18 protein-coding genes and 3 other annotated features are annotated in these 19,747 nt (G+C 39.5%); of the genes, 3 read left to right on the forward strand and 15 right to left on the reverse strand.

What is annotated here, in order from left to right:
* Positions 1-89: 89 nt before the first annotated feature.
* From NC797_RS05385 to zapA, 4 genes are all read right to left on the reverse strand, one after another.
* Complete coding sequence (locus NC797_RS05385) at positions 90-2,435, reverse strand: endonuclease MutS2 (protein WP_272435723.1); 2,346 nt, start codon at positions 2,433-2,435, stop codon at positions 90-92.
* A gap of 81 nt (positions 2,436-2,516) precedes the next feature.
* Entirely contained in the window at positions 2,517-4,235 is a 1,719-nt protein-coding gene (gene polX, locus NC797_RS05390; protein ID WP_272435724.1) for a DNA polymerase/3'-5' exonuclease PolX, read from the reverse strand.
* Between the two features lie 90 nt (positions 4,236-4,325).
* Entirely contained in the window at positions 4,326-4,892 is a 567-nt protein-coding gene (locus NC797_RS05395; RefSeq protein WP_272435725.1) for a CvpA family protein, read from the reverse strand.
* The gene (gene zapA / locus NC797_RS05400) at positions 4,885-5,160 is read right to left on the reverse strand and encodes a cell division protein ZapA (protein WP_272435726.1); all 276 of its coding nucleotides are present in this window, start codon (positions 5,158-5,160) and stop codon (positions 4,885-4,887) included. The genes NC797_RS05395 and zapA overlap by 8 nt, the downstream gene beginning before the upstream one ends.
* 231 nt (positions 5,161-5,391) lie before the next feature.
* On the opposite strand from zapA, the gene rnhC reads away from it, so the two are divergent.
* On the forward strand, positions 5,392-6,321 hold the full coding sequence (gene rnhC, locus NC797_RS05405) for a ribonuclease HIII (protein WP_272435727.1): 930 nt from the start codon (positions 5,392-5,394) through the stop codon (positions 6,319-6,321).
* 363 nt (positions 6,322-6,684) lie between these two features.
* Here rnhC and pheT read toward each other — a convergent pair whose 3' ends face one another.
* From pheT to NC797_RS05420, 3 genes are all read right to left on the reverse strand, one after another.
* The gene (gene pheT, locus NC797_RS05410) at positions 6,685-9,114 is read right to left on the reverse strand and encodes a phenylalanine--tRNA ligase subunit beta (RefSeq protein ID WP_272435728.1); all 2,430 of its coding nucleotides are present in this window, start codon (positions 9,112-9,114) and stop codon (positions 6,685-6,687) included.
* A 15-nt stretch (positions 9,115-9,129) separates the two neighbouring features.
* A complete protein-coding gene (gene pheS / locus NC797_RS05415; protein ID WP_272435834.1) occupies positions 9,130-10,164 on the reverse strand; it encodes a phenylalanine--tRNA ligase subunit alpha in 1,035 nt (344 codons plus the stop codon).
* Positions 10,165-10,243: 79 nt separating this feature from the next.
* Positions 10,244-10,483, reverse strand: a binding site (T-box leader).
* 102 nt (positions 10,484-10,585) lie between these two features.
* Positions 10,586-11,326, reverse strand: coding sequence for a TrmH family RNA methyltransferase (locus NC797_RS05420; RefSeq protein ID WP_272435729.1), 741 nt, complete (start codon positions 11,324-11,326; stop codon positions 10,586-10,588).
* A 127-nt stretch (positions 11,327-11,453) separates the two neighbouring features.
* On the opposite strand from NC797_RS05420, the gene sspI reads away from it, so the two are divergent.
* Together sspI and NC797_RS05430 are read left to right on the forward strand one after the other, a co-directional pair.
* A complete protein-coding gene (gene sspI / locus NC797_RS05425) occupies positions 11,454-11,669 on the forward strand; it encodes a small acid-soluble spore protein SspI (RefSeq protein ID WP_272435730.1) in 216 nt (71 codons plus the stop codon).
* A gap of 213 nt (positions 11,670-11,882) precedes the next feature.
* Complete coding sequence (locus tag NC797_RS05430; protein WP_272435731.1) at positions 11,883-12,485, forward strand: lytic transglycosylase domain-containing protein; 603 nt, start codon at positions 11,883-11,885, stop codon at positions 12,483-12,485.
* A 102-nt stretch (positions 12,486-12,587) separates the two neighbouring features.
* Here NC797_RS05430 and NC797_RS05435 read toward each other — a convergent pair whose 3' ends face one another.
* The 8 genes from NC797_RS05435 to thrS form a co-directional block, all read right to left on the reverse strand.
* Complete coding sequence (locus tag NC797_RS05435; protein WP_272435732.1) at positions 12,588-13,673, reverse strand: M42 family metallopeptidase; 1,086 nt, start codon at positions 13,671-13,673, stop codon at positions 12,588-12,590.
* 90 nt (positions 13,674-13,763) lie between these two features.
* Positions 13,764-14,249 carry a dUTP diphosphatase gene (locus NC797_RS05440; protein ID WP_272435733.1) on the reverse strand — a complete coding sequence of 162 codons (486 nt, stop codon included), beginning with the start codon at positions 14,247-14,249 and terminating at the stop codon, positions 13,764-13,766.
* A 267-nt stretch (positions 14,250-14,516) separates the two neighbouring features.
* The gene (locus NC797_RS05445; protein WP_272435734.1) at positions 14,517-15,089 is read right to left on the reverse strand and encodes a TVP38/TMEM64 family protein; all 573 of its coding nucleotides are present in this window, start codon (positions 15,087-15,089) and stop codon (positions 14,517-14,519) included.
* Positions 15,090-15,142: 53 nt separating this feature from the next.
* Positions 15,143-15,415: a DUF1294 domain-containing protein gene (locus NC797_RS05450; RefSeq protein ID WP_272435735.1), complete on the reverse strand. Its 273-nt coding sequence runs from the start codon at positions 15,413-15,415 to the stop codon at positions 15,143-15,145.
* An 83-nt stretch (positions 15,416-15,498) separates the two neighbouring features.
* Complete coding sequence (gene rplT / locus NC797_RS05455; protein WP_272435736.1) at positions 15,499-15,855, reverse strand: 50S ribosomal protein L20; 357 nt, start codon at positions 15,853-15,855, stop codon at positions 15,499-15,501.
* Between the two features lie 46 nt (positions 15,856-15,901).
* Entirely contained in the window at positions 15,902-16,099 is a 198-nt protein-coding gene (gene rpmI, locus NC797_RS05460; protein ID WP_272435737.1) for a 50S ribosomal protein L35, read from the reverse strand.
* 38 nt (positions 16,100-16,137) lie between these two features.
* The gene (gene infC, locus NC797_RS05465; RefSeq protein WP_272435835.1) at positions 16,138-16,641 is read right to left on the reverse strand and encodes a translation initiation factor IF-3; all 504 of its coding nucleotides are present in this window, start codon (positions 16,639-16,641) and stop codon (positions 16,138-16,140) included.
* Between the two features lie 74 nt (positions 16,642-16,715).
* Positions 16,716-16,833: a sequence feature (ribosomal protein L20 leader region), on the reverse strand.
* A 466-nt stretch (positions 16,834-17,299) separates the two neighbouring features.
* Positions 17,300-19,249 (reverse strand): threonine--tRNA ligase, encoded by a 1,950-nt coding sequence (gene thrS, locus NC797_RS05470; RefSeq protein ID WP_272435738.1) that lies wholly within the window; start codon positions 19,247-19,249, stop codon positions 17,300-17,302.
* A gap of 54 nt (positions 19,250-19,303) precedes the next feature.
* Positions 19,304-19,523, reverse strand: a binding site (T-box leader).
* Positions 19,524-19,747 lie beyond the last annotated feature (224 nt).

Below are 19,747 nucleotides of genomic sequence, written 5' to 3' on the forward strand. Positions count from 1 at the left end.
CTAAGAATATACTCCAGTTCGCAATTATTACTCAATCCCTACGCAAAACTACTAAAGTATCCCGATTTTAGCGGAACTAGCACCATGTTTTACTTGAACTCGAGTACCGTTACACCATTTCCTCCTTCATTCATTCCTCCATCATGGTAAGAGGCAATCTGTCTATGTTTTTTGGCAAACTCTTTTACTCCTGTTCGTAAAGCTCCAGTTCCCTTCCCATGAATAATGGAAACTCTTGGGTAGCCAGCGAGTAGTGCATCGTCTACATATTTTTCAAGTCGATGAATCGCATCCTCAAATCGTTCCCCACGTAAATCCAATTCTGTCTTAACGTGATAATTGGATCCTTTCACTGTTGCCATTGGCCTTTCGATTACAGGTTCTGACCGCTTAACTAAGGAAAGATCCTCCCGTTTCGCTTTCACCTTCATTATACCAACTTGTAGCTGGAATTCCTTTTCGTTTATCTTTTTCAATATGGTACCCTGTTGGTTAAGAGTGAGTAGCATGACTTCATCCCCTGGCTGGAGGTTTTGGTCTATTCCCTTTGGTTTCGATTGGTTTGGGTTCGACTTTGCGAGTTTAGGCTGTGCTTCCTCTAGCATTTTTCTTGCTTCAATCCACTCGTGTTCCTTTAATTGGGTTTGATTTTGCATGTTTCTTAATTCGGACACAATCGTCTCTGCCTCTTCTTTAGCTTTGGAAATTGCGTTTTCTGCTTTTTCTTCTGCTCGCTTATAAAGCTCTTCTCGTTTACTTTCAAATTTAGCCCATTGCTTATTTAATTCATTTCTCAATTCTTCTGCTTCAGTTAAAACCATTTCTGCTTGTTCATAATCCCGTTCGGCTTCCCGTCTTGCCTCTTCCAATGAAGCAATCATATTTTCAACACTTTTTGAATCTGTGCCAATATGACTTTTTGCAGTAGCAATAATCGATTCACTAAGGCCTAGCCTACTAGAAATTTCGAATGCATTGCTTCGTCCTGGTACCCCGATTGCTAATCGATACGTTGGTTTGAGAGTCTCCACGTCAAATTCAACGGATGCGTTGGTAACACCTTCCCGATTATATCCATAGGCTTTTAGTTCAGGATAATGCGTTGTTGCAATAATTCTTGCCCCACGTTGTACAACCTCATCTAAGATCGACATCGCAAGTGCCGCACCTTCCTGTGGATCCGTACCTGCACCAAGCTCATCAAATAGTACGAATGTCTTCTCATCTACCTGTTTTAAAATGTCTACAATATTTGTCATGTGAGAAGAAAATGTACTGAGGCTTTGTTCGATCGACTGTTCATCACCAATATCGGCAAATACATTTGAAAAAACGGCGAGCTCACAACCGTCTAGTGCGGGTATTTGTAGACCAGATTGGGCCATTAAGGTGCAAAGACCGACTAATTTTAAAGTTACCGTTTTCCCTCCTGTGTTTGGGCCAGTAATGACAATGGTTGTATAGGATTCACCTAATTCAATATCATTTGGAACCACTTCCTCTTCTGGAATAAGTGGATGTCGAGCCTGCTTCATTTTTATGGTACCTTTGTCATTCATCGTAGGCTTTGAAGCTCGCATGTTTCTGCCTAGCTTGGCTCTTGCAAACACGAAATCTATTTTTGCCAAGGCTGCAACATTTTGGTATAAAAACGCTTGATCTTCAGCGATTCTTTCTGATAATTGACGTAAAATCCGTTCGATTTCTTCCTTTTCGTGGAGCTTGGCCTCTTGGAGCTGGTTGTTTAGATCAACAACCGATTGCGGTTCCATAAACAGGGTAGCACCTGAAGCAGATTGGTCGTGCACAATCCCACCTATGGATCCACGATATTCCTGTTTAACAGGCAAAACATACCGGTCGTTTCGGATCGTTACAATCGAATCAGACAGCATTTTTGTTTTCGTTCTCGTGTAAGATTCTAGTTTATCTCTGACCCTGCTTTCATATGTTCTAATCTTGGATCGAATGGTTCTGAGCCGGTCAGAAGCTCCGTCCATTACATGCCCATGATCGTCGACACAGCTTTTAATTTGGCGCTCTAAGTCATTTAGAGGAACAATTTTCTCTACCCATTCATCTAAAATTGGAAGGTTTATTGTCTCGTCCATTTCTTCTATAAAATGTTTGATCTGTTTTCCACCATATATCGTACTTGCAACATCTAAACATTCCTTAGGGGTTAAGACGCCGCCGATCATCGTACGTTTTATGCTAGGCTTTATATCAAAAATCCCGCCAAGAGGCACATTTCCTTTCAACCGAATGACTTGGACGGCTTCATCTGTTTCCGATTGAAGTCGTTGCACCTCTTCGATATCAGTTGAAGGCATCAGAGAACGTGTCTGTTCTTTCCCTAAGGAGGATGCTGCTTGCTCATTCAATAGCTCGATTATTTTATAAAATTCAAGTACGCGAAAGATTCTTTCGTTCATTCTGTTACTACTCCTTTTTAATGCGTGTTCAACAATATGCGGGTATCTCTTCGCTAGCCCACTTTTAATTTTTGCAAACTTTTAGCGTTTGGCTTGAAATAGTTCGATTAGTTTTTCCTTTGACCATGTATTGATCACAGTGTCTGGTTGCAGCCACCCTTTTCGAGCTGTTCCTACACCGATCCCCATAAACTCTAGTGTGTTATAGCTGTGAGCATCGGTATTAATTGCAATCTTGACACCCTCTTCCTGAGCAGCCTTCACCCATTCCGCCGACAAGTCTAAACGATTTGGATTCGCATTTAATTCTAACACGGTACCTGTTTCTTTTGCTTTTTGAATTAACTGGGCTACATCTACTTCATACCCTTTTCTTTTTCCGATTACCCGGCCAGTTGGATGGGCAATAACAGTAACGTATGGATTTTCTAATGCTGTAAATAGGCGATTCATTATTTTTTCCTGTGATTGGTTAAAACTCGAATGGATTGCTCCAATGACATAATCCATTTCCATTAAAAAATCATCTTCAAAATCTAGTGTACCATCAGGGCGAATGTCCATTTCGACCCCAGCAAATATATGAATATCTGTATATTTCTTATTTAAACGATTAATTTCTTCACGTTGTTTTCTTAGCCGCTCCTCGTTTAAACCATTAGCAACACGTAAAAATTTAGAGTGATCGGTAATGGCGACATAATCGTACCCATATTCTCTTGCCTTAAGCACCATCTCTTCAATCGATTGAGCACCATCACTCCAACTTGTGTGCATGTGCAAATCTCCCCGGATATCCTCTAAGGATACAAGTGGAACGGTAGAACGGAATGCTTCAATTTCTCCGTTATTTTCTCTTACCTCTGGAGGAATATAGGTGAACCCGAAATGGGCGAAAAAATCGGTTTCACTGTTGAAGGTTTTCACTTCACCCGTGTCTATCTGTTCAATACCATACTCACTAATTTTCTCCCCTTGGGCTTTCGCTACCTGTCGCAATGCTACATTATGGTCTTTAGATCCAGTAAAGTGATGTAACGTTGTCGCAAATTCCTTTGGTTCCACTATACGAAAATCTACGTTTACGTCATAGCCTTCATCTAACACAACAGAAACCTTTGTCTCACCAGATGCAATAACATCTTTTTTGTTCTCAATTTCTAGTAATGCATCTTTAACCGCTGATGGATCATTGGTAGCGATAATGAAATCAAGGTCTCTGATCGTTTCTTTCATTCTACGTATACTACCAGCTCTTGAGTAGCGCTCAACACTGGCTATTCTGTTTAAAAAGGTTTCGATCCTTTCTGTGATCGGCAGCATAAAAGCAAGTGGCAGGCGTTCTGGTCGATTAGAGGATTCTTCTAAAGCCTTTAGGATTTTTTCAGAAGATTTTTTTCCAAATCCACTCAACTGCTCCACATTCCCAGATTCACAAGCCTCTTTTAATGATTGTGCATCTATTACGCCGAGCTCTTTGTATAGTTTAGCCAGTTTTTTGCCGCCTAACCCTGGTAGCTGTAAGAGGGGCACTAAGCCACTTGGCACTTCTTTTTCTAATTGAAGTAGTGTATCCGACACACCGTCCTCAATGTATTCTTGGATGACGGTAGATGTCCCCTTACCGATTCCGTTTATTTTTGCAAAATCGTCTATTTCAGACAGGGAACGATCATCCGTTTCTAAAGCTTGTGCAGCTTTTCGATAAGCAGCTATTTTAAACGGATTTTCTCCCTTTAATTCTAAGTAGATTGCAACATTTTCTAATAGCTTGATCACATCTTTTTTATTTACTTCCATCGTTCCACCACCTATTTATTTTTTGAACACTTTAAGCTAAAAACCCTTGCAAAAAAATAGCAAGGGTTTTGAACTCGTGTTTGTGTCTACCTATTTTTTAGAAGACAGATCCATTAGGGTTACTACATAATCAAACCAGAGTGACTTAATTTGACTTGATAAAAACGGGGTTTTCTCGATAATAAAATCTGCAATCGCCGAGCCCTCTAAGTAATTCTGAACAATTGCTAAAGGTAGGAGCGCAGCAATATATAATACGATAAATAAAATAAAATATATTTCAATAAACCCTAAAATACCACCTAATAGACCGTTGAACGATTTTAAGATCGGGAAATCTGCTATAAAGTCTAACATCGAAGCAATAATTTGCAGAATAATCTTTGTACCAAAAAAAAGAATAGCAAACGCTACTGCATTATAAAACGCATTTTCTAATGGCAAAGAATCAAGAAAAACCGCCCACGTTGCATCCTCTGGTAACTCTGGATATGGAACCCACAACGTTAGTTTGGAAGACAAATTATCATAATAAACAATCGCTATGACGAAAGCAACAATAAATCCGATCAAATGGAATAACTGAAGAATAAATCCTCGTTTCAATCCGATAAAGACTCCTAAAATAAGTATTCCCAATAATAATAAATCAATCATATTTTTCGTTGTCCTCTTTCTTCTTTAATAAATCTAGCAAACTTTCATTTTCTTCTTTTAGCTTTAAATAATCATTCATTGTGTTTACTGCTGTCAAAACTGCTAGCTTTGCAGTATCTAGTCTTTTGTTTGCGTCGTGGATTTCCCTCATCTTCTGGTCTACCAAGCTTGCTACCATTCTTACATGATGAGGTGATTCAGATCCAACAATCGTATAAGAACGGTTATGTATATCAACGGTTGTGCGTGTTTTTTCAGATTGGGACACGATCATACCCCCCTCATTTCTATGTACATCAGTGTTTATAAGCTCAAAGGCCTTTAGGGACTATGTGGCTATCACCTTATTTTCTTTACAACCCTTTCACCTGACAGCAATCCTTTATTTATCTTAACATGAAGAGCGTAATTTAGGAAACGTTTCAATGGAGTTGTATTCATAATCAAAAGATTTTCTGCTATACTTTCATTCAGATGCATAGATTGGAGAGATATTGCAATGCCACAAATCGTTTTAAAATTACCAAACACAAAAATAAATGAAATGAAAAAATTTTACCATTCTTATTTAAAAAGCTCACCACCTGGCGCAATCTTTGCTGCCAAAACGGCAAATAGTTCGATTACAGCATATAAATCGGGAAAAGTACTATTCCAAGGCAAAGCACCAGAGCTAGATGCAAAAAGATGGGGAAGTGAAACCAATGTGGTAACCAAAAAAACGGGAACGTCTAAACCAGCACATGGCTATGCCCCAGCGGATTCCTTATTTTCGAGCTCCCACATCGGTTCTGATGAGGCTGGTACAGGTGATTATTTTGGTCCGATTACGGTTGCAGCTGCTTTTGTTACTCGGGAGCAAATCGGTGAGTTGAAATCGATCGGGGTAACGGATTCAAAAAACTTAAACGACCCTACCATTAAATCGTTAGCCAAAAAAATCGTTGCTCTGAACATTCCCTACTCGCTTGCAGTCCTTCACAATCAAAAGTATAACAGACTCCAACAAAAAGGGTGGACACAAGGAAAAATGAAAACAATTCTCCACCATCACGCAATTTCAAAGGTGTTAGAAAAAATAGCTCCTATGGAACCAGAAGGGATTTTAATTGATCAGTTTTCCGAACCGCCTAGTTTCATTCGACACCTACAATCTGAAAAAAGGGAACTTCAAAAAAATGTCTACTTTATGACAAAAGCAGAAAGTCACTCGATCGCAGTTGCAACAGCATCGATTATTGCCAGGGCAAGCTTCGTTAAAGAAATGGATAAACTATCCGAACAAATGGGAATCACGATCCCAAAAGGTGCTTCACAGAAGGTAGACCAAGTAGCAGGAAGCATATTAAGGAAAAATGGACTCACTGCATTAGATAAATGTGCAAAAGTTCACTTTGCAAATACGAAAAAAGCCGAAAAGTATCAATAAATGCTTGTTCAAAAAGTCGGCAAATTAGAAGCAAGCAGGTCGAGGCGGCGTAGTTTTGAGTAGCGTAGCGTATGCTTTTAATACGTGAGCAAAAGGAATGCTTCCCCGAATAAACTTCGCACGCAGGAAAAGCGGATTTCTTTTCCAAGGAACGGAAAAACAAGCCATTTAAGGAATACAGGCTAAGACCGCCACGTCCTGTGGCAACGCCTGCATGACCCACATCGTGTGGGCCTGAGATGCGCCGCTTATCATTTGGTGACTTTTTGAACATCCTCAATAAATGAAATGAACAGTTGATTTCAACGTATGCGTTTTTGCGATAACGAAAAGGGCGACCCAGTGACTGGGCCGTCCTTTTCATTATCCTCTCAATTTAGCTTGGTGCTTTTCGCTTACTGCCTCAACTATCTTTTGATAAGACGCTTCCACTTCTTCGTCCTTTAATGTCCTTTCTGGGTCTAAATATAGCAAATTAAAGGCGATCGATTTTTTGCCTTCTGGAAGATTTTCTCCCACATAGACGTCAAAAATTTGCACTTCTTTTACGAGTGGTGCACCTGTTGCCTCAATCGTTTGTTTCACATCACCGGCATGTAGATTCTCATCTACTACAAGTGCAATGTCACGCGTAACAGAAGGATAACGCGGGATTTTGTTAAAGCTTGGTTCGTTTTTGTGAATCGTTAGTACATATTCTAAGTCGATATCAAATACATACGTTTCCTTCAGATCAAAATCCTTTTGTACGTTTGGATGTATCTGCCCAATGAATCCAAGGGGCTTTCCATTATCGAACAAGGCTGCCGTTCTACCAGGATGCATGCCATCTATTTCTGATTGCCGGAACTCTACCGACAGATTTAAAAAATCAAATAATGCTTCTACTATTCCCTTAACAAGGAAAAAGTCGACGTCTTTTTTTTCTTGTTGCCAAGGTTGCTGTACCCATTGACCTGTTAATGCACCTGCAACACGGAGCTTTTCCTTTGGTTGCCTGGATACCTTTTTCTCCTTTGAAACGAAAACCGTTCCGATTTCATAATACCCTAAATTTGATTGCCTTCTTGCTAAATTGTAGGAAACGGAGCTTAACAGCTCGGGTAGCATACTTAATCTTAAGTGGCTATGGTCTTCACTCATTGGCATTGCCAGCTCAACAGGAGAAGCAGCCGCATCCTTTATTTCGGGACTTACGAGAAGATGTACACGTTCCTTACTTGTTAAAGAGTGCGTGATTGTTTCCATTAATCCAGCACCTTCTAGAAAATGTTTCACTTCTCTTTTCAACCGTTGTATTTCCGTTAAACCACCAGCCTGAGAAGTTCCTTGTGGCAGGGTGTAGGGCAAATTGTCGTAGCCATACATACGTGCTATTTCTTCTACCATATCTTCAAATATCGAAATGTCCTGACGGCGTGTTGGCACGATTACAGTAAAGGTACTCTCATCCTGCTGATAACCGAAATTTAATTTTCTTAAAATATCAGCAATCTCCGTGTCCGTAATCGATGTACCGATTCTAGCATTGACTTTTTCCGTTTCAATCACAATTTCCTTTTCTGTGCGGTCTAATTGATCGAACTCCACAACGCCTTCGCAAACAGAGCCCCCAGCATACTGACACAATAAGCGACTTGCCCGCTTGCCCGCTCTTTTTACACGCTCTGGATCTACGCCTTTTTCAAATCGAACACTCGATTCACTTCTTAGACCATGATCTTTTGATCCTGCTCTAACGGTAGCTGGATCAAAATAAGCCGCTTCTAGTAAGACAGTTGTCGTCCCAGCATGTACCTCTGAATTGGCACCACCCATTACACCAGCAATGGCCACTGCGTCTAACCCGTTCGTAATTACCAAGTGATCCGGCTTCAACGAGCGTTCCTGATCATCTAACGTTGTAATCTTTTCTCCTTCCGAAGCACGACGTACAACTACTTCCTTGGAACCAAAGCGATCATAGTCAAATGCGTGCAATGGTTGGCCATACTCTAACAACACATAGTTCGTAATGTCGACCACATTGTTGATTGGACGAATTCCTGCTGCAATAAGGTAATTTCTGATCCAAAGCGGTGAAGGGCCTACTGTTACATCTTTAATTATAAATGCTCCGTAGTACGGGTTTAAATCAGGATCATCCACTTTTACATTGATATAGTCTGAAGCGGATTCCGTTGTCATCGTTTCAGCATGCTCCTCAGGAAGGTGAACTGGACGATCCAATATTGCTGCCACCTCATATGCAACACCGAGCATACTTAGTGCATCAGAACGATTTGGCGTTAATCCAAGCTCAATTATCGCATCGTTTAAATTTAACAACTCTAATGCATCTGCACCCACTTCTGTATCATCTGGAAAAACGAATATACCTTGTGCAAATTCTTTCGGAACAAATTTGTCCTCGATTCCTAATTCCTGTAGGGAACAGATCATTCCATTCGATTCAATCCCTCGCAACTTTGCCTTTTTAATTTTAAAATTTCCTGGTAATACTGCCCCAGGCTTTGCGACTGCCACCTTTTGCTCCTTTGCGATATTCGGCGCACCGCAAATGATTTGTAGTGTTTCTTCACCAATATCCACTTGGCAAAGATTCAGTTTGTCCGCATTCGGATGTTTTTGACATTCCTTTACGTAACCGACGACCACATTCGAGCTTTTTTCGGCAATATACTCGATTCCTTCTACCTCAATTCCAGTTTTCGTAATTTTCTCGGCCAATTCCTCCACTGGAATATCGTCTATGTCCACATAATTTCTCAACCAATTCCATGAAACAAACATATATTTCCCTCCTCGCTAAGCATTGTGATACTGGGATAAGAAACGAACATCATTTGTATAAAAATGACGAATATCGTCCACCCCATATTTCAGCATTGCAATTCGTTCTGGACCCATACCAAAAGCAAAACCGTTATATACTTTAGGATCATAGCCAGCCATTTCGAGTACGTTTGGATGCACCATTCCACCACCTAAAATTTCGATCCAGCCAGTTCCTTTGCAAACAGAGCAACCATCTCCCCCACATACCTTACACGAAATATCCATTTCTACAGAAGGCTCTGTAAACGGAAAAAAACTAGGGCGCAGACGAATTTCACGATCTTCACCAAACAATTGTTTCGCAAAGTGATTCAATACACCTTTTAAATCACTCATTCGCACATTTTTGTCGACATAAAGACCTTCAATTTGTGTAAACTGGTGCGAGTGTGTTGCATCGTCCGTATCACGGCGATACACCTTACCAGGGCAAATCATTTTTACAGGTCTGCTTCCTTTATACTCTTCCATTGTCCGTGCCTGAACTGGTGAAGTATGGGTGCGTAATAGTAAATCTTCTGTAATATAAAATGAATCCTGCATGTCTCTTGCTGGGTGTCCTTTTGGTAGGTTTAACGCTTCAAAATTGTAATAATCGGTTTCCACCTCTGGCCCCTCTCTAATTTCAAAGCCCATACCAATGAATAGATCCTCGATTTCTTCGACAATTTTCGTCAACAAATGTGGTCCCCCGACAGACACAGGTCTACCTGGGAGGGTGACATCAATCGCCTCTTCCTGCAGCTTTCTTTCCAGCTCGATCGCTTCTAATGTATTTTTCTTTGTTTCAATTGCTTCTGTAATGGCTTCCCGAACTGTGTTTGCTAATTCCCCAATAATCGGTCGTTCTTCCTGTGACAGCTTACCCATCCCACGTAAAACTTCGGTAATTGGGCCTTTTTTACCTAAATAAGCAACCTTAACGTCTTGTAGGTCTGATGGTGAATATGCTTTTTCCACCTTTTCTAATGCTTCCGCTTTTAGTTCCTCTAAGCGCTCTCTCATCATATAGAAATCCTCCTTTTCATTGATTAACCCGTTAAGCAATATCCCGTTTTTACCAAATAAAAAAATCCCTCCCTATAAAAGGGACGAGACTTATCGATCGCGGTACCACCCTTGTTGACACAAATTGTGCCCACTTGAGCTTGATAACGGAATAATCCGGAACATCTTTACTTGCGTTAAAGAGGTCTAGCAAGGTCCAAATGTCGGCTCCAGAGTGAAGGTTCAATCATGCACACGATAGAAATGCTTCCAGTCTAAGACATTTCCTCTCTACCATCGATCTAGCATGATCTACTATCTCTTTCGTTGCCTTTATAAAGGTTGTTCAAAAAGTCATCAAATGATAAGCTGCGACTTTTTGAACACGCACTTATAAATTATTTTCTTATTATAGAAAAAGACAGCATCATTTGCAAGCCTAATTATTTAAATAATACATTAAAACACCAGCAGCGACACTGACATTTAATGATTCGGCCTGACCATAAATCGGAATATGTACCTTTTGATTGGCAAGCTCGATGATTTCCTGGGAAATTCCAGCACCTTCATTGCCCATAACTAATGCTATTTTATCCGGTACCTGCAAGTGCGTATATTCCTTTGCACCCTCATCAAGTGTCGACACCCAAACATCGAAGGATTGATTTATAAGATTTGATATCACGTCTTCCAAACTCTGATGAAAAATGGGTAAGTGGAACAGTGATCCTTGCGTAGAACGAATTACCTTATCGTTATAGAGGTCTACTGTGCCTGTCCCAAGAATGACAGCATCAAATCCTGCCGCATCTGCTGTTCGCACCATTGTGCCCAAATTTCCAGGATCTTGGACGGCATCGATCAAAAGCAACTTTTTAAACGGTTTCCAAATCGGTTTGTTTATTTCAACGACGGCCGCCATCCCTTGTGGCGTTTTTGTGTCGGTTATGGATTGCAAAACATGGTCTGCTACGATGCTTACTTTTGTCTCCCTTGCCCATGAAGGCAGTTCTACGCCATTTTGCACGATTAATTCCTGTACTTTCCATTTAGATGTTAGCGCTTCTTCAATTAAATGAATACCTTCAATTAAAAAAGCGTTTGCCTTATGTCGTCCTTTTCTTTTTTTCAATTTATGCCATTGCTTTACTTTTTCATTCTGTACCGATGTGATCATACCGTTCCCGCCTTATTATTTAGTGACTTTTTGAACATCCTCTTATAAACTTTAATCCAATCATACATATTTCACCATCACTAGGTCAAACTATGTTTAAACCAAACTAAAAAAAGAGGTGTGCATGGTGGATTTAAATTTAAGAAAAGCGATCCTAGAAAACATTTCTGACAATGACCAGTCTCAATTAGAAGCAACCATTGTAGAGGCCATTCAAAGTGGGGAAGAAAAAATGCTTCCTGGTTTGGGTGTATTGTTTGAACTTATTTGGGAACAATCGAGTGAATCCGATAAAGAAGAAATGCTTAACACATTAGAAAAAGGTGTAAAACAATCATCCTAAAGGTTGAAGGGTTATCTCTGTTAATGGGATAACCTTTTTTGTTGCAAAAAAAGGTTTATCGTCAACTTTGCAAATAGGATCAATTACACCGAGTTTATGTTCCAGTTTGCTCCGAATACACCTCCTATGCACTGGATAGAAAAAAAGATTGCTCCTTTTACGCATATCCTGTAAACTTAAATAAAAAACTCGAACATTTGTGGGGGAATGAAAATGGACGTCAAATACATACAAAGTTTTATTCAGTTGCAAGCAATGTCTTTAATGTCTGGCAAAGACTCATTTTCTTACCAATCTCCCGTATTTGATACTGCTTTTCAGCAATTACTTGCATCACATGCACAAAATAAAGATTCCACCAATAGTATGATGAGCAGCACCACCGACAGAGTTATTCCACCTAATACTTTATATTATCCACCTAACATATCTTATGACAAAAATGCAATTGAACCATTGATTAATCAAGCGGCAACTAAATACGGTGTGGATCCAAGTCTGATTCGTTCTATCATTCAAACGGAATCTAATTTTGATACAAATACTGTTAGCCAGGCAGGAGCACAAGGGCTTATGCAATTAATGCCTGATACTGCAAGAGGGCTTGGTGTGAAAAATCCGTTTGATCCACAGGAGAACATTTTGGCTGGTACAAAGTTTTTCAAGCAAATGCTGGATCGATACGATGGCAATTCTGAGCTTGCATTAGCAGCTTACAATGCTGGACCAGGAAACGTTGACAAGTTTAACGGTATTCCACCATTTAACGAAACACAAAACTATGTAAAAAAAGTAATGGCTTCGTATTTAACTTAAGGCAGCTTTTTTTACACATTTTTGATCACTTCAATCTGCCCGATACTTTCTAAGCAAAAGGGTGTTTCAGAATACATTTCTGAAACACCCTTTACTAATCGCTTATCCAAATGTAATTTCTTTTACCTTATCTGCATCCAAACCTTTAATTACTTCAACGACCAATTTCACCGCATTTTCAAAATCATCTTGGTGTAAAATTGCTGCATGCGTATGGATATATCGGGTGGCAATCGTAATAGAAAGCGCAGGAACCCCATTTGCTGTTAAATGAATGGAACCAGAATCCGTTCCACCACCAGCCATTGTAGCGTATTGGTAAGGAATTTTCTTTTCATCTGCAGTGTCAAGAACAAAATCGCGTAAACCTTTATGCGAAATCATAGATGCATCATATAACACAATTTGTGGACCTTCGCCTAACTTGCTGTCTGCATCTTTATCCGAGATACCTGGTGTATCACCAGCAATGCCTACATCAACTGCAAAGCCAATGTCTGGCTCAATTTTATTTGTTGATGTTTTTGCTCCACGCAATCCTACCTCCTCTTGTACTGTGCCGACACCATATACAATATTCGGATGTTTTTCATCTTTTAATCTTTTAAGGACTTCAATCGCCATGGCACATCCAATTCGATTGTCCCAAGCCTTTGCAAGCAGAAGCTTTTCATTTTTCATTTGAGTAAATTCAAAATACGGTACGATTGAATCCCCAGGTCGGACGCCAAATTCTTCCGCCTCTTCTCGACTCGTTGCGCCAATATCAATAAACATATCCTTCATTTCTACCGGTTTTTTTCTAGCTTCTGCAGGTAATATATGTGGAGGTTTTGAACCAATAATACCCGTAATATCTCCTTTTCTAGTCAGAAGCGTAACCCGCTGTGCAAGCATTACCTGACTCCACCAGCCACCAGCCGTTTGAAAATAGATAAAACCTTTGTCGTCTATTCGAGTTACCATAAATCCAACCTCGTCAAGGTGGCCTGCAACCATAATTTTAGGGCCATTTTCTTGCCCAACTTTTTTTGCGATAAGACTTCCCAAATTATCTGTAAAAACCTCATCTGCATATGGTGCAATATACTTTCTCATCACTTCTCTCGCTTCTTTTTCGTTTCCAGGAATTCCTCTTGCATCTGTTAATTCTTTTAACATGGTTAATGTTTCTTCGTTTTTTGCCATATGTAAAATTACCTCCCTCATAATATTCTTCCTATAAAGTATATACTTTTTTAAAAGAAGTAACAAAAAATACGAGCGGCTTCTACTTTCTTAATATCCTTGATCCTGTCTCTCATGGTTTACTTGATTCTTTTCCATATAGGCTTGTTGTATATCCCTTTCCCCAAATCCTAAAGATTCACCGAGCTGTATATACTTCGTAAACAATTGAACATACGTTTCTTTACTTGGCGTATTTTTGAATGCCAAAGTTTTCTCAAATACTTGATTAAACAAAACAGTAGGATCTGCTGATTGTAGATTAATTGGAATAGAATGATAAGTAAGTCCTTTTTCTATCCCTAAAGATAAAATAAAGTGAAGCCCATCAACATATTCTTCTAATATAACATCTGATTCACTTTTAGGCTTGGTGCTCCAGAATTTAAAGCAACGTGTTTCATTTGCTAATTCACCTACTTCTACAAACAGGGCCAAAACCTTTTTGTCGAAAAGATCACTGCCATCCAATTGATGCTTTGATAGAATATAGGCATCTAATTTTTTTTGCATCGTGAATAAATGATTCCAATCCATTATGTATACACCCTTTTTTAATAATTATATCACGACAAAGGCTAGAAAGAATAGAAGTACGTGAAACTAATTTATGCTCCTAGCCGCAATACAACTTGCTATGCAATTTCAAAACATAATTGATAGCAACTCCTCTTAAATCAACAAAAACTGACCATCAAATTCAAGCGTAAATTGATGGTCAATTGAACTTACATTATAATTATTTGCGATAGGTAACGGATCCCGTTAGATTTTCCAAACTTTTTTTACATAAAAGATTTATAGTCACGTACTCGCTTGAAAAAATTCATCCCACTTCATACTAATTTCCTTTTTCCGTAAGATATAGAATAACGGTATTAAAGCGAGTAATAACGCTGTGATCAATAGTGGTGATAGGGTGGATATCCATTTGCCAATAGACGTATACACTACTGCAAGTGGAATGTTCGAGTAAAAAGAATTCCTTAAGTAGTCTTTAAAGCTGTATGATACTTCCAAAATACATAATGAAAGCAAATGAAAATGAATAAATGGTATGAGACGAAGCACGGCCACTTGTGACGTCGTAAAGCTTGCATTTTTACCAATAAGCTTATGCTTCATCCGAACTAATTTATCAAAGGTTTTCGGAACCCAACGTATGACTTGATAAAAAACGATACTAGATAATGTAATACCAACAATTGAGTATATCGTTCCTGCGACGACGCCGAACAAAATGCCACCTGAGATGCAAATAAATACGACAGGTAGAAAGAACAAAGGCCTGAGCAAATGAAAACCGATAAACAATACGGGAGCAAAAATGCCACCCGTTTCCACAATGGCCATCAAATAAGTACCCAGGTATTCCATAGATGTCCTCCTCATAGATGTGTCTCTCTATATGTATGACATAAGACGAGCTATTATGACAGAAAAAGATACACATATAAAATTACTTGTAGCAAAGCGACAATAGGTAGTCCGTACTTAAATTGTAGATGTTTCGTTTTGTGACGAAATGTTCGCATACCATAATACGCTCCGATTGCACCACCAAATAACGTTAGCAACCAAAGTCGGCGTTCTGGGATTCTCCAATGTTTACTCTTTGACCTCCGTTTGTCTACTCCCATTGTAAAAAAGGCTGTGATATTGATGATTCCAAAATAGGTGATAATCAAAATAATTTCATCCATTTACCTAAACACATCCCTTTTTTGTTGATAAAAATATTGCATCAGAAAAGACCATTTCCTTAAGGAAATGGTCTTTTTGTTTCTTATTTTAGTGCTGTTTTTGCCTTTTCAGCAAGTTGGCTAAATGCCTTTTCATCATTAATCGCAAGATCAGAAAGCATTTTACGATTCACTTCAATACCAGCTTGTTTTAAACCGTACATTAAGCGGCTATATGAAAGATCGTTATTACGTGCTGCTGCATTTATACGAGCGATCCATAGTTTGCGGAATTCGCGTTTTTTCTGTCTGCGGTCACGATAAGCATACTGACCTGATTTCATTACCTGTTGTTTTGCTGTTTTAAATAAAGCATGTTTTGAACCGTAATAACCTTTAGCTAATTTAAGCACACGTTTACGACGTCTGCGTGTAACTGTTCCACCTTTAACACGTGGCATAGTTGTTCCCTCCTATATATGAACCAGTCTGGTTAGTCAAATTGTTTTATTTATTTGGTAGCATTGTTTTAATACGCTTGTAGTCTCCTGAAGAAACGACCGTTGCTTTACGAAGCTTACGTTTTTGTTTTTGAGATTTGTTAGCGAATAAGTGACTTGTATATGCATGGGATCGCTTAAGCTTCCCTGAACCAGTTCTTCTAAAACGCTTTTGAGAACCTTTATGGGTTTTCATTTTTGGCATGTGTAGTTCCTCCTTGAATGCTTATCTCACAACTCTATTTATTTCTCATTAATTGGGGCTAGCATGATAAACATGCTTCGACCTTCCATTTTTGCTTTTTGCTCAACAGTGGAAATGTCTTTACACGCATCTGCCATACGCTCTAGCACTTCTTGACCAATTTCTTTATGCGTTATGGCACGCCCACGAAAACGAATTGAAGCCTTTACTTTATCTCCTTTTTCGAGGAATTTTCTTGCATTACGTAACTTCGTATTAAAGTCATGTTCCTCAATGCCAGGACTTAGGCGGACTTCTTTTACGTTAATAACCTTTTGCTTTTTGCGTGCTTCTTTATCTTTCTTTTGTTGTTCAAAACGGTATTTTCCGTAATCCATGATCCGGCATACCGGTGGTTTTGCATTAGGAGCAACTAAGACAAGGTCTAAGTTCCTTGTTTGTGCAATTTCTAATGCGTCTTGGCGTGATTTCACACCAAGCTGATCTCCATTTGAATCAATGAGACGAACCTCGCGTGCGCGTATTTTCTCATTGACGTTCATATCCTTGCTAATAATCAGCCACCTCCATGTTTTTTTAGCAAATACTCCATGCATTCCCTCGACAAGTAAATGATCACATAAAAAAAGTGTCGGCACATACTACACCCACACGTCTTCTGTATATCAGAATAATTACCTGTCAACTGCCATTGGCGTCAATCAGGTGAGAAGCGGGTGCTTCTACTTGTCTCAGATCGCTCATTTAATTTTTACTTTTAATATATTACCATGATTTTATTTAACTGTCAACCAGTCTGTTGATCATTTGACGCGTTTAGAAAAACACGTTTAGTTATATTTTAATCCAAATTAACACTTATTTAAAAAGGATGTTCAAAAAGGCACCAAATGATAAGCGGCGCATCTCAGGCCCACACGATGTGGGTCATGCAGGCGTTGCCACAGGACGTGGCGGTCTTAGCCTGTATTCCTTAAATGGCTTGTTTTTCCGTTCCTTGGAAAAGAAATCCGCTTTTCCTGCGTGCGAAGTTTATTCGGGGAAGCATTCCTTTTGCTCACGTATTAAAAGCATACGCTACGCTACTCAAAACTACGCCGCCTCGACCTGCTTGCTTCTAATTTGCCGACTTTTTGAACACTTATTTAAAGTAAAAAATGAGATTTTCATTCCTTTGGGTGAAAATCTCATTTTAATGGCTTATTTTTTACGTAAAGACTTATCGTCAATTTCCTGCTTGATTGCAGTAACGAAGTTCTCTAAAGGTTTTGTTTCAGAATTTTTCTCCCCGTAACGGCGTACATTTACTGCTTTCTCTTCGATCTCCTTATCCCCGACTACGAGCGCAAATGGAATCTTTTGCATCTGAGCTTCGCGTATTTTATAGCCAATCTTTTCATCTCTTTCGTCTACTTCCACACGTATTCCATTATAACGTAGATCCTCTTCCACTTTTCTTGCATAATCTAAGTGGACATCAGCTGATACTGGAATAACCTTTACTTGAATCGGTGCTAGCCAGGTTGGGAAAGCTCCTTTATACTCTTCAATCAAGAAGGCAACAAAGCGTTCCATAGTCGATACTACTCCACGGTGGATCACGACCGGACGATGCTCTTTTCCATCTTCACCAATGTACGTAAGATCAAATCGATCTGGTAAATGGAAGTCTAGCTGGACAGTAGAAAGTGTTTCGTCTTTTCCTAAAGCCGTTTTTACTTGGACATCTAGTTTGGGACCATAGAAGGCAGCTTCGCCTTCAGCCTCAACATAATCAAGCTCCATATCTTCCATTGTTTCTTTCAGCATTGCTTGTGCCTTTTCCCACATTTCATCGTTATCCACATACTTTTCGGTGTCTTCCGGGTCACGGTAAGAAAGGCGGAAATAATAATTGTCAATCCCAAAATCCTTATAGACAGCTTGAACGAGCTTCACGACACGGATGAATTCATCTTTAAGTTGGTCTGGTCTAGCAAAAATATGTGCATCATTTAATGTCATCGCCCGAACGCGCTGTAATCCTGCAAGTGCACCTGACATTTCGTGCCTGTGCATTGTTCCAAGTTCAGCGATTCGAACTGGCAAATTCCGATAGCTATGGAGCTGGTTTTTGTATACCATCATATGATGGGGACAGTTCATTGGTCTTAAAACCAGATCCTCATTATCCATTTCAAGTGTTGGAAACATGTCATCCTTATAATGATCCCAGTGACCGCTTGTTTTATACAATTCAACGCTGCCCAATACAGGAGTGTATACGTGATTGTAGCCTAGACGTTCTTCTATATCCACAATGTATCGCTCAATTGTACGGCGAATGGTTGCCCCTTTCGGAAGCCAAAGTGGTAAACCTTGCCCTACCTGTTGGGAAACGGTAAACAATTCGAGTTCCTTCCCAAGTTTACGGTGATCACGTTCCTTCGCTTCTTCACGAAGACGTAAATATTCGGCAAGCTGTCCTTTTTTCTCAAATGCTGTTCCATAAATACGTTGCAGCATTTTATTGTTACTGTCCCCACGCCAGTAAGCGCCCGAAATACTTAGAAGCTTAAACACTTTTATTTTACTTGTTGCTGGAACATGGATCCCCCGACAAAGATCAAAAAATTCGCCTTGCTCATAAATAGAAACGGTTTCCCCTTCAGGAATTGCTTCAATTAGCTCTAATTTAAGCTCATCACCAATTTCCTTAAAACGTGAGATAGCTTCTTCTCTTGCTATTTCTTTACGAACAATTTCTAAATTTTCATCTACAATCCTCTGCATTTCCTTTTCAATGTGCGGCAAATCCTCTGGAGTAATTGACTCCTCCATGTCGATATCGTAATAAAATCCATTTTCGATTGTTGGTCCAACTCCCAAGTTCACATTACCATATAGTCGTTTAATCGCCTGTGCCATTAAATGCGCTGTTGAGTGCCGAAGAATATCAATGCCTTCTTCATTTTTAGACGTAATAATTTCTATTTTCCCGTCTGACGGAAGCTTCGCACGTAAATCGTACGCTTTACCATCAAGCTTCACTGCCAACGCCTGTTTTTTTAGTCCAGGAGAAATGGAAGCTGCTATATCTTCTCCTGTCGTTCCTTGCGGGAATTCCTTCTTAGCTCCGTCTGGAAATGTAATGATCATTGAATTTTCCATTTGTTTTCCTCCTTTTTCTACAACTAAAAAAACGCCCATCCCTCTGCATAACTGCAAAGGGACGAGCGTTGGTCTCGTGGTTCCACCCTAATTCCCGTATTTCTACGGCTTCTTACATCATTAACGCTGATTTAGACGTTGCTGCCTACTAATCGGTTCAGAAGCAAAGTTTAGAGGTGGTAGTCAACTGTTTCCATACAGGAAGCTTCCAGCCAATGGCTTCCCTCTCTCGCGTATTTCCCACAAATGACCTTGTCCTCATCAAAACGGATCAAACTATTATTTTTAATATGAACGTATTATAGCCTTTAAAATTAAAAAAATCAAGTGCTCTTTATTTATTTTTTAAATTACTTAAAGTGTGTGTTCAAAAAGTCGGCAAATTAGAAGCAAGCAGGTCGAGGCGGCGTAGTTTTGAGTAACGGAACGTATGCTTTTAATACGTGAGTAACGGAAAAACAAGCCAACGAAGAGATGCGCAGCTTATCATTTGGTGAC

It is taken from the genome of Terrihalobacillus insolitus (assembly GCF_028416575.1).
GTDB classification, from domain to species: Bacteria; Bacillota; Bacilli; order Bacillales; family Amphibacillaceae; genus Terrihalobacillus; species Terrihalobacillus insolitus.

Coding starts and splice junctions, on each gene's coding strand:
- NC797_RS05385 (WP_272435723.1), bottom strand. CDS start 2,435: ATGAACGAAAGAATCTTTCGCGTACTTGAATTTTATAAAATAATCGAG.
- polX (WP_272435724.1), bottom strand. CDS start 4,235: ATGGAAGTAAATAAAAAAGATGTGATCAAGCTATTAGAAAATGTTGCA.
- NC797_RS05395 (WP_272435725.1), bottom strand. CDS start 4,892: ATGATTGATTTATTATTATTGGGAATACTTATTTTAGGAGTCTTTATC.
- rnhC (WP_272435727.1), top strand. CDS start 5,392: ATGCCACAAATCGTTTTAAAATTACCAAACACAAAAATAAATGAAATG.
- pheT (WP_272435728.1), bottom strand. CDS start 9,114: ATGTTTGTTTCATGGAATTGGTTGAGAAATTATGTGGACATAGACGAT.
- pheS (WP_272435834.1), bottom strand. CDS start 10,164: ATGAGAGAGCGCTTAGAGGAACTAAAAGCGGAAGCATTAGAAAAGGTG.
- NC797_RS05420 (WP_272435729.1), bottom strand. CDS start 11,326: ATGATCACATCGGTACAGAATGAAAAAGTAAAGCAATGGCATAAATTG.
- NC797_RS05430 (WP_272435731.1), top strand. CDS start 11,883: ATGGACGTCAAATACATACAAAGTTTTATTCAGTTGCAAGCAATGTCT.
- NC797_RS05435 (WP_272435732.1), bottom strand. CDS start 13,673: ATGGCAAAAAACGAAGAAACATTAACCATGTTAAAAGAATTAACAGAT.
- NC797_RS05440 (WP_272435733.1), bottom strand. CDS start 14,249: ATGGATTGGAATCATTTATTCACGATGCAAAAAAAATTAGATGCCTAT.
- NC797_RS05445 (WP_272435734.1), bottom strand. CDS start 15,089: ATGGAATACCTGGGTACTTATTTGATGGCCATTGTGGAAACGGGTGGC.
- NC797_RS05450 (WP_272435735.1), bottom strand. CDS start 15,415: ATGGATGAAATTATTTTGATTATCACCTATTTTGGAATCATCAATATC.
- rplT (WP_272435736.1), bottom strand. CDS start 15,855: ATGCCACGTGTTAAAGGTGGAACAGTTACACGCAGACGTCGTAAACGT.
- rpmI (WP_272435737.1), bottom strand. CDS start 16,099: ATGCCAAAAATGAAAACCCATAAAGGTTCTCAAAAGCGTTTTAGAAGA.
- infC (WP_272435835.1), bottom strand. CDS start 16,641: ATGAACGTCAATGAGAAAATACGCGCACGCGAGGTTCGTCTCATTGAT.
- thrS (WP_272435738.1), bottom strand. CDS start 19,249: ATGGAAAATTCAATGATCATTACATTTCCAGACGGAGCTAAGAAGGAA.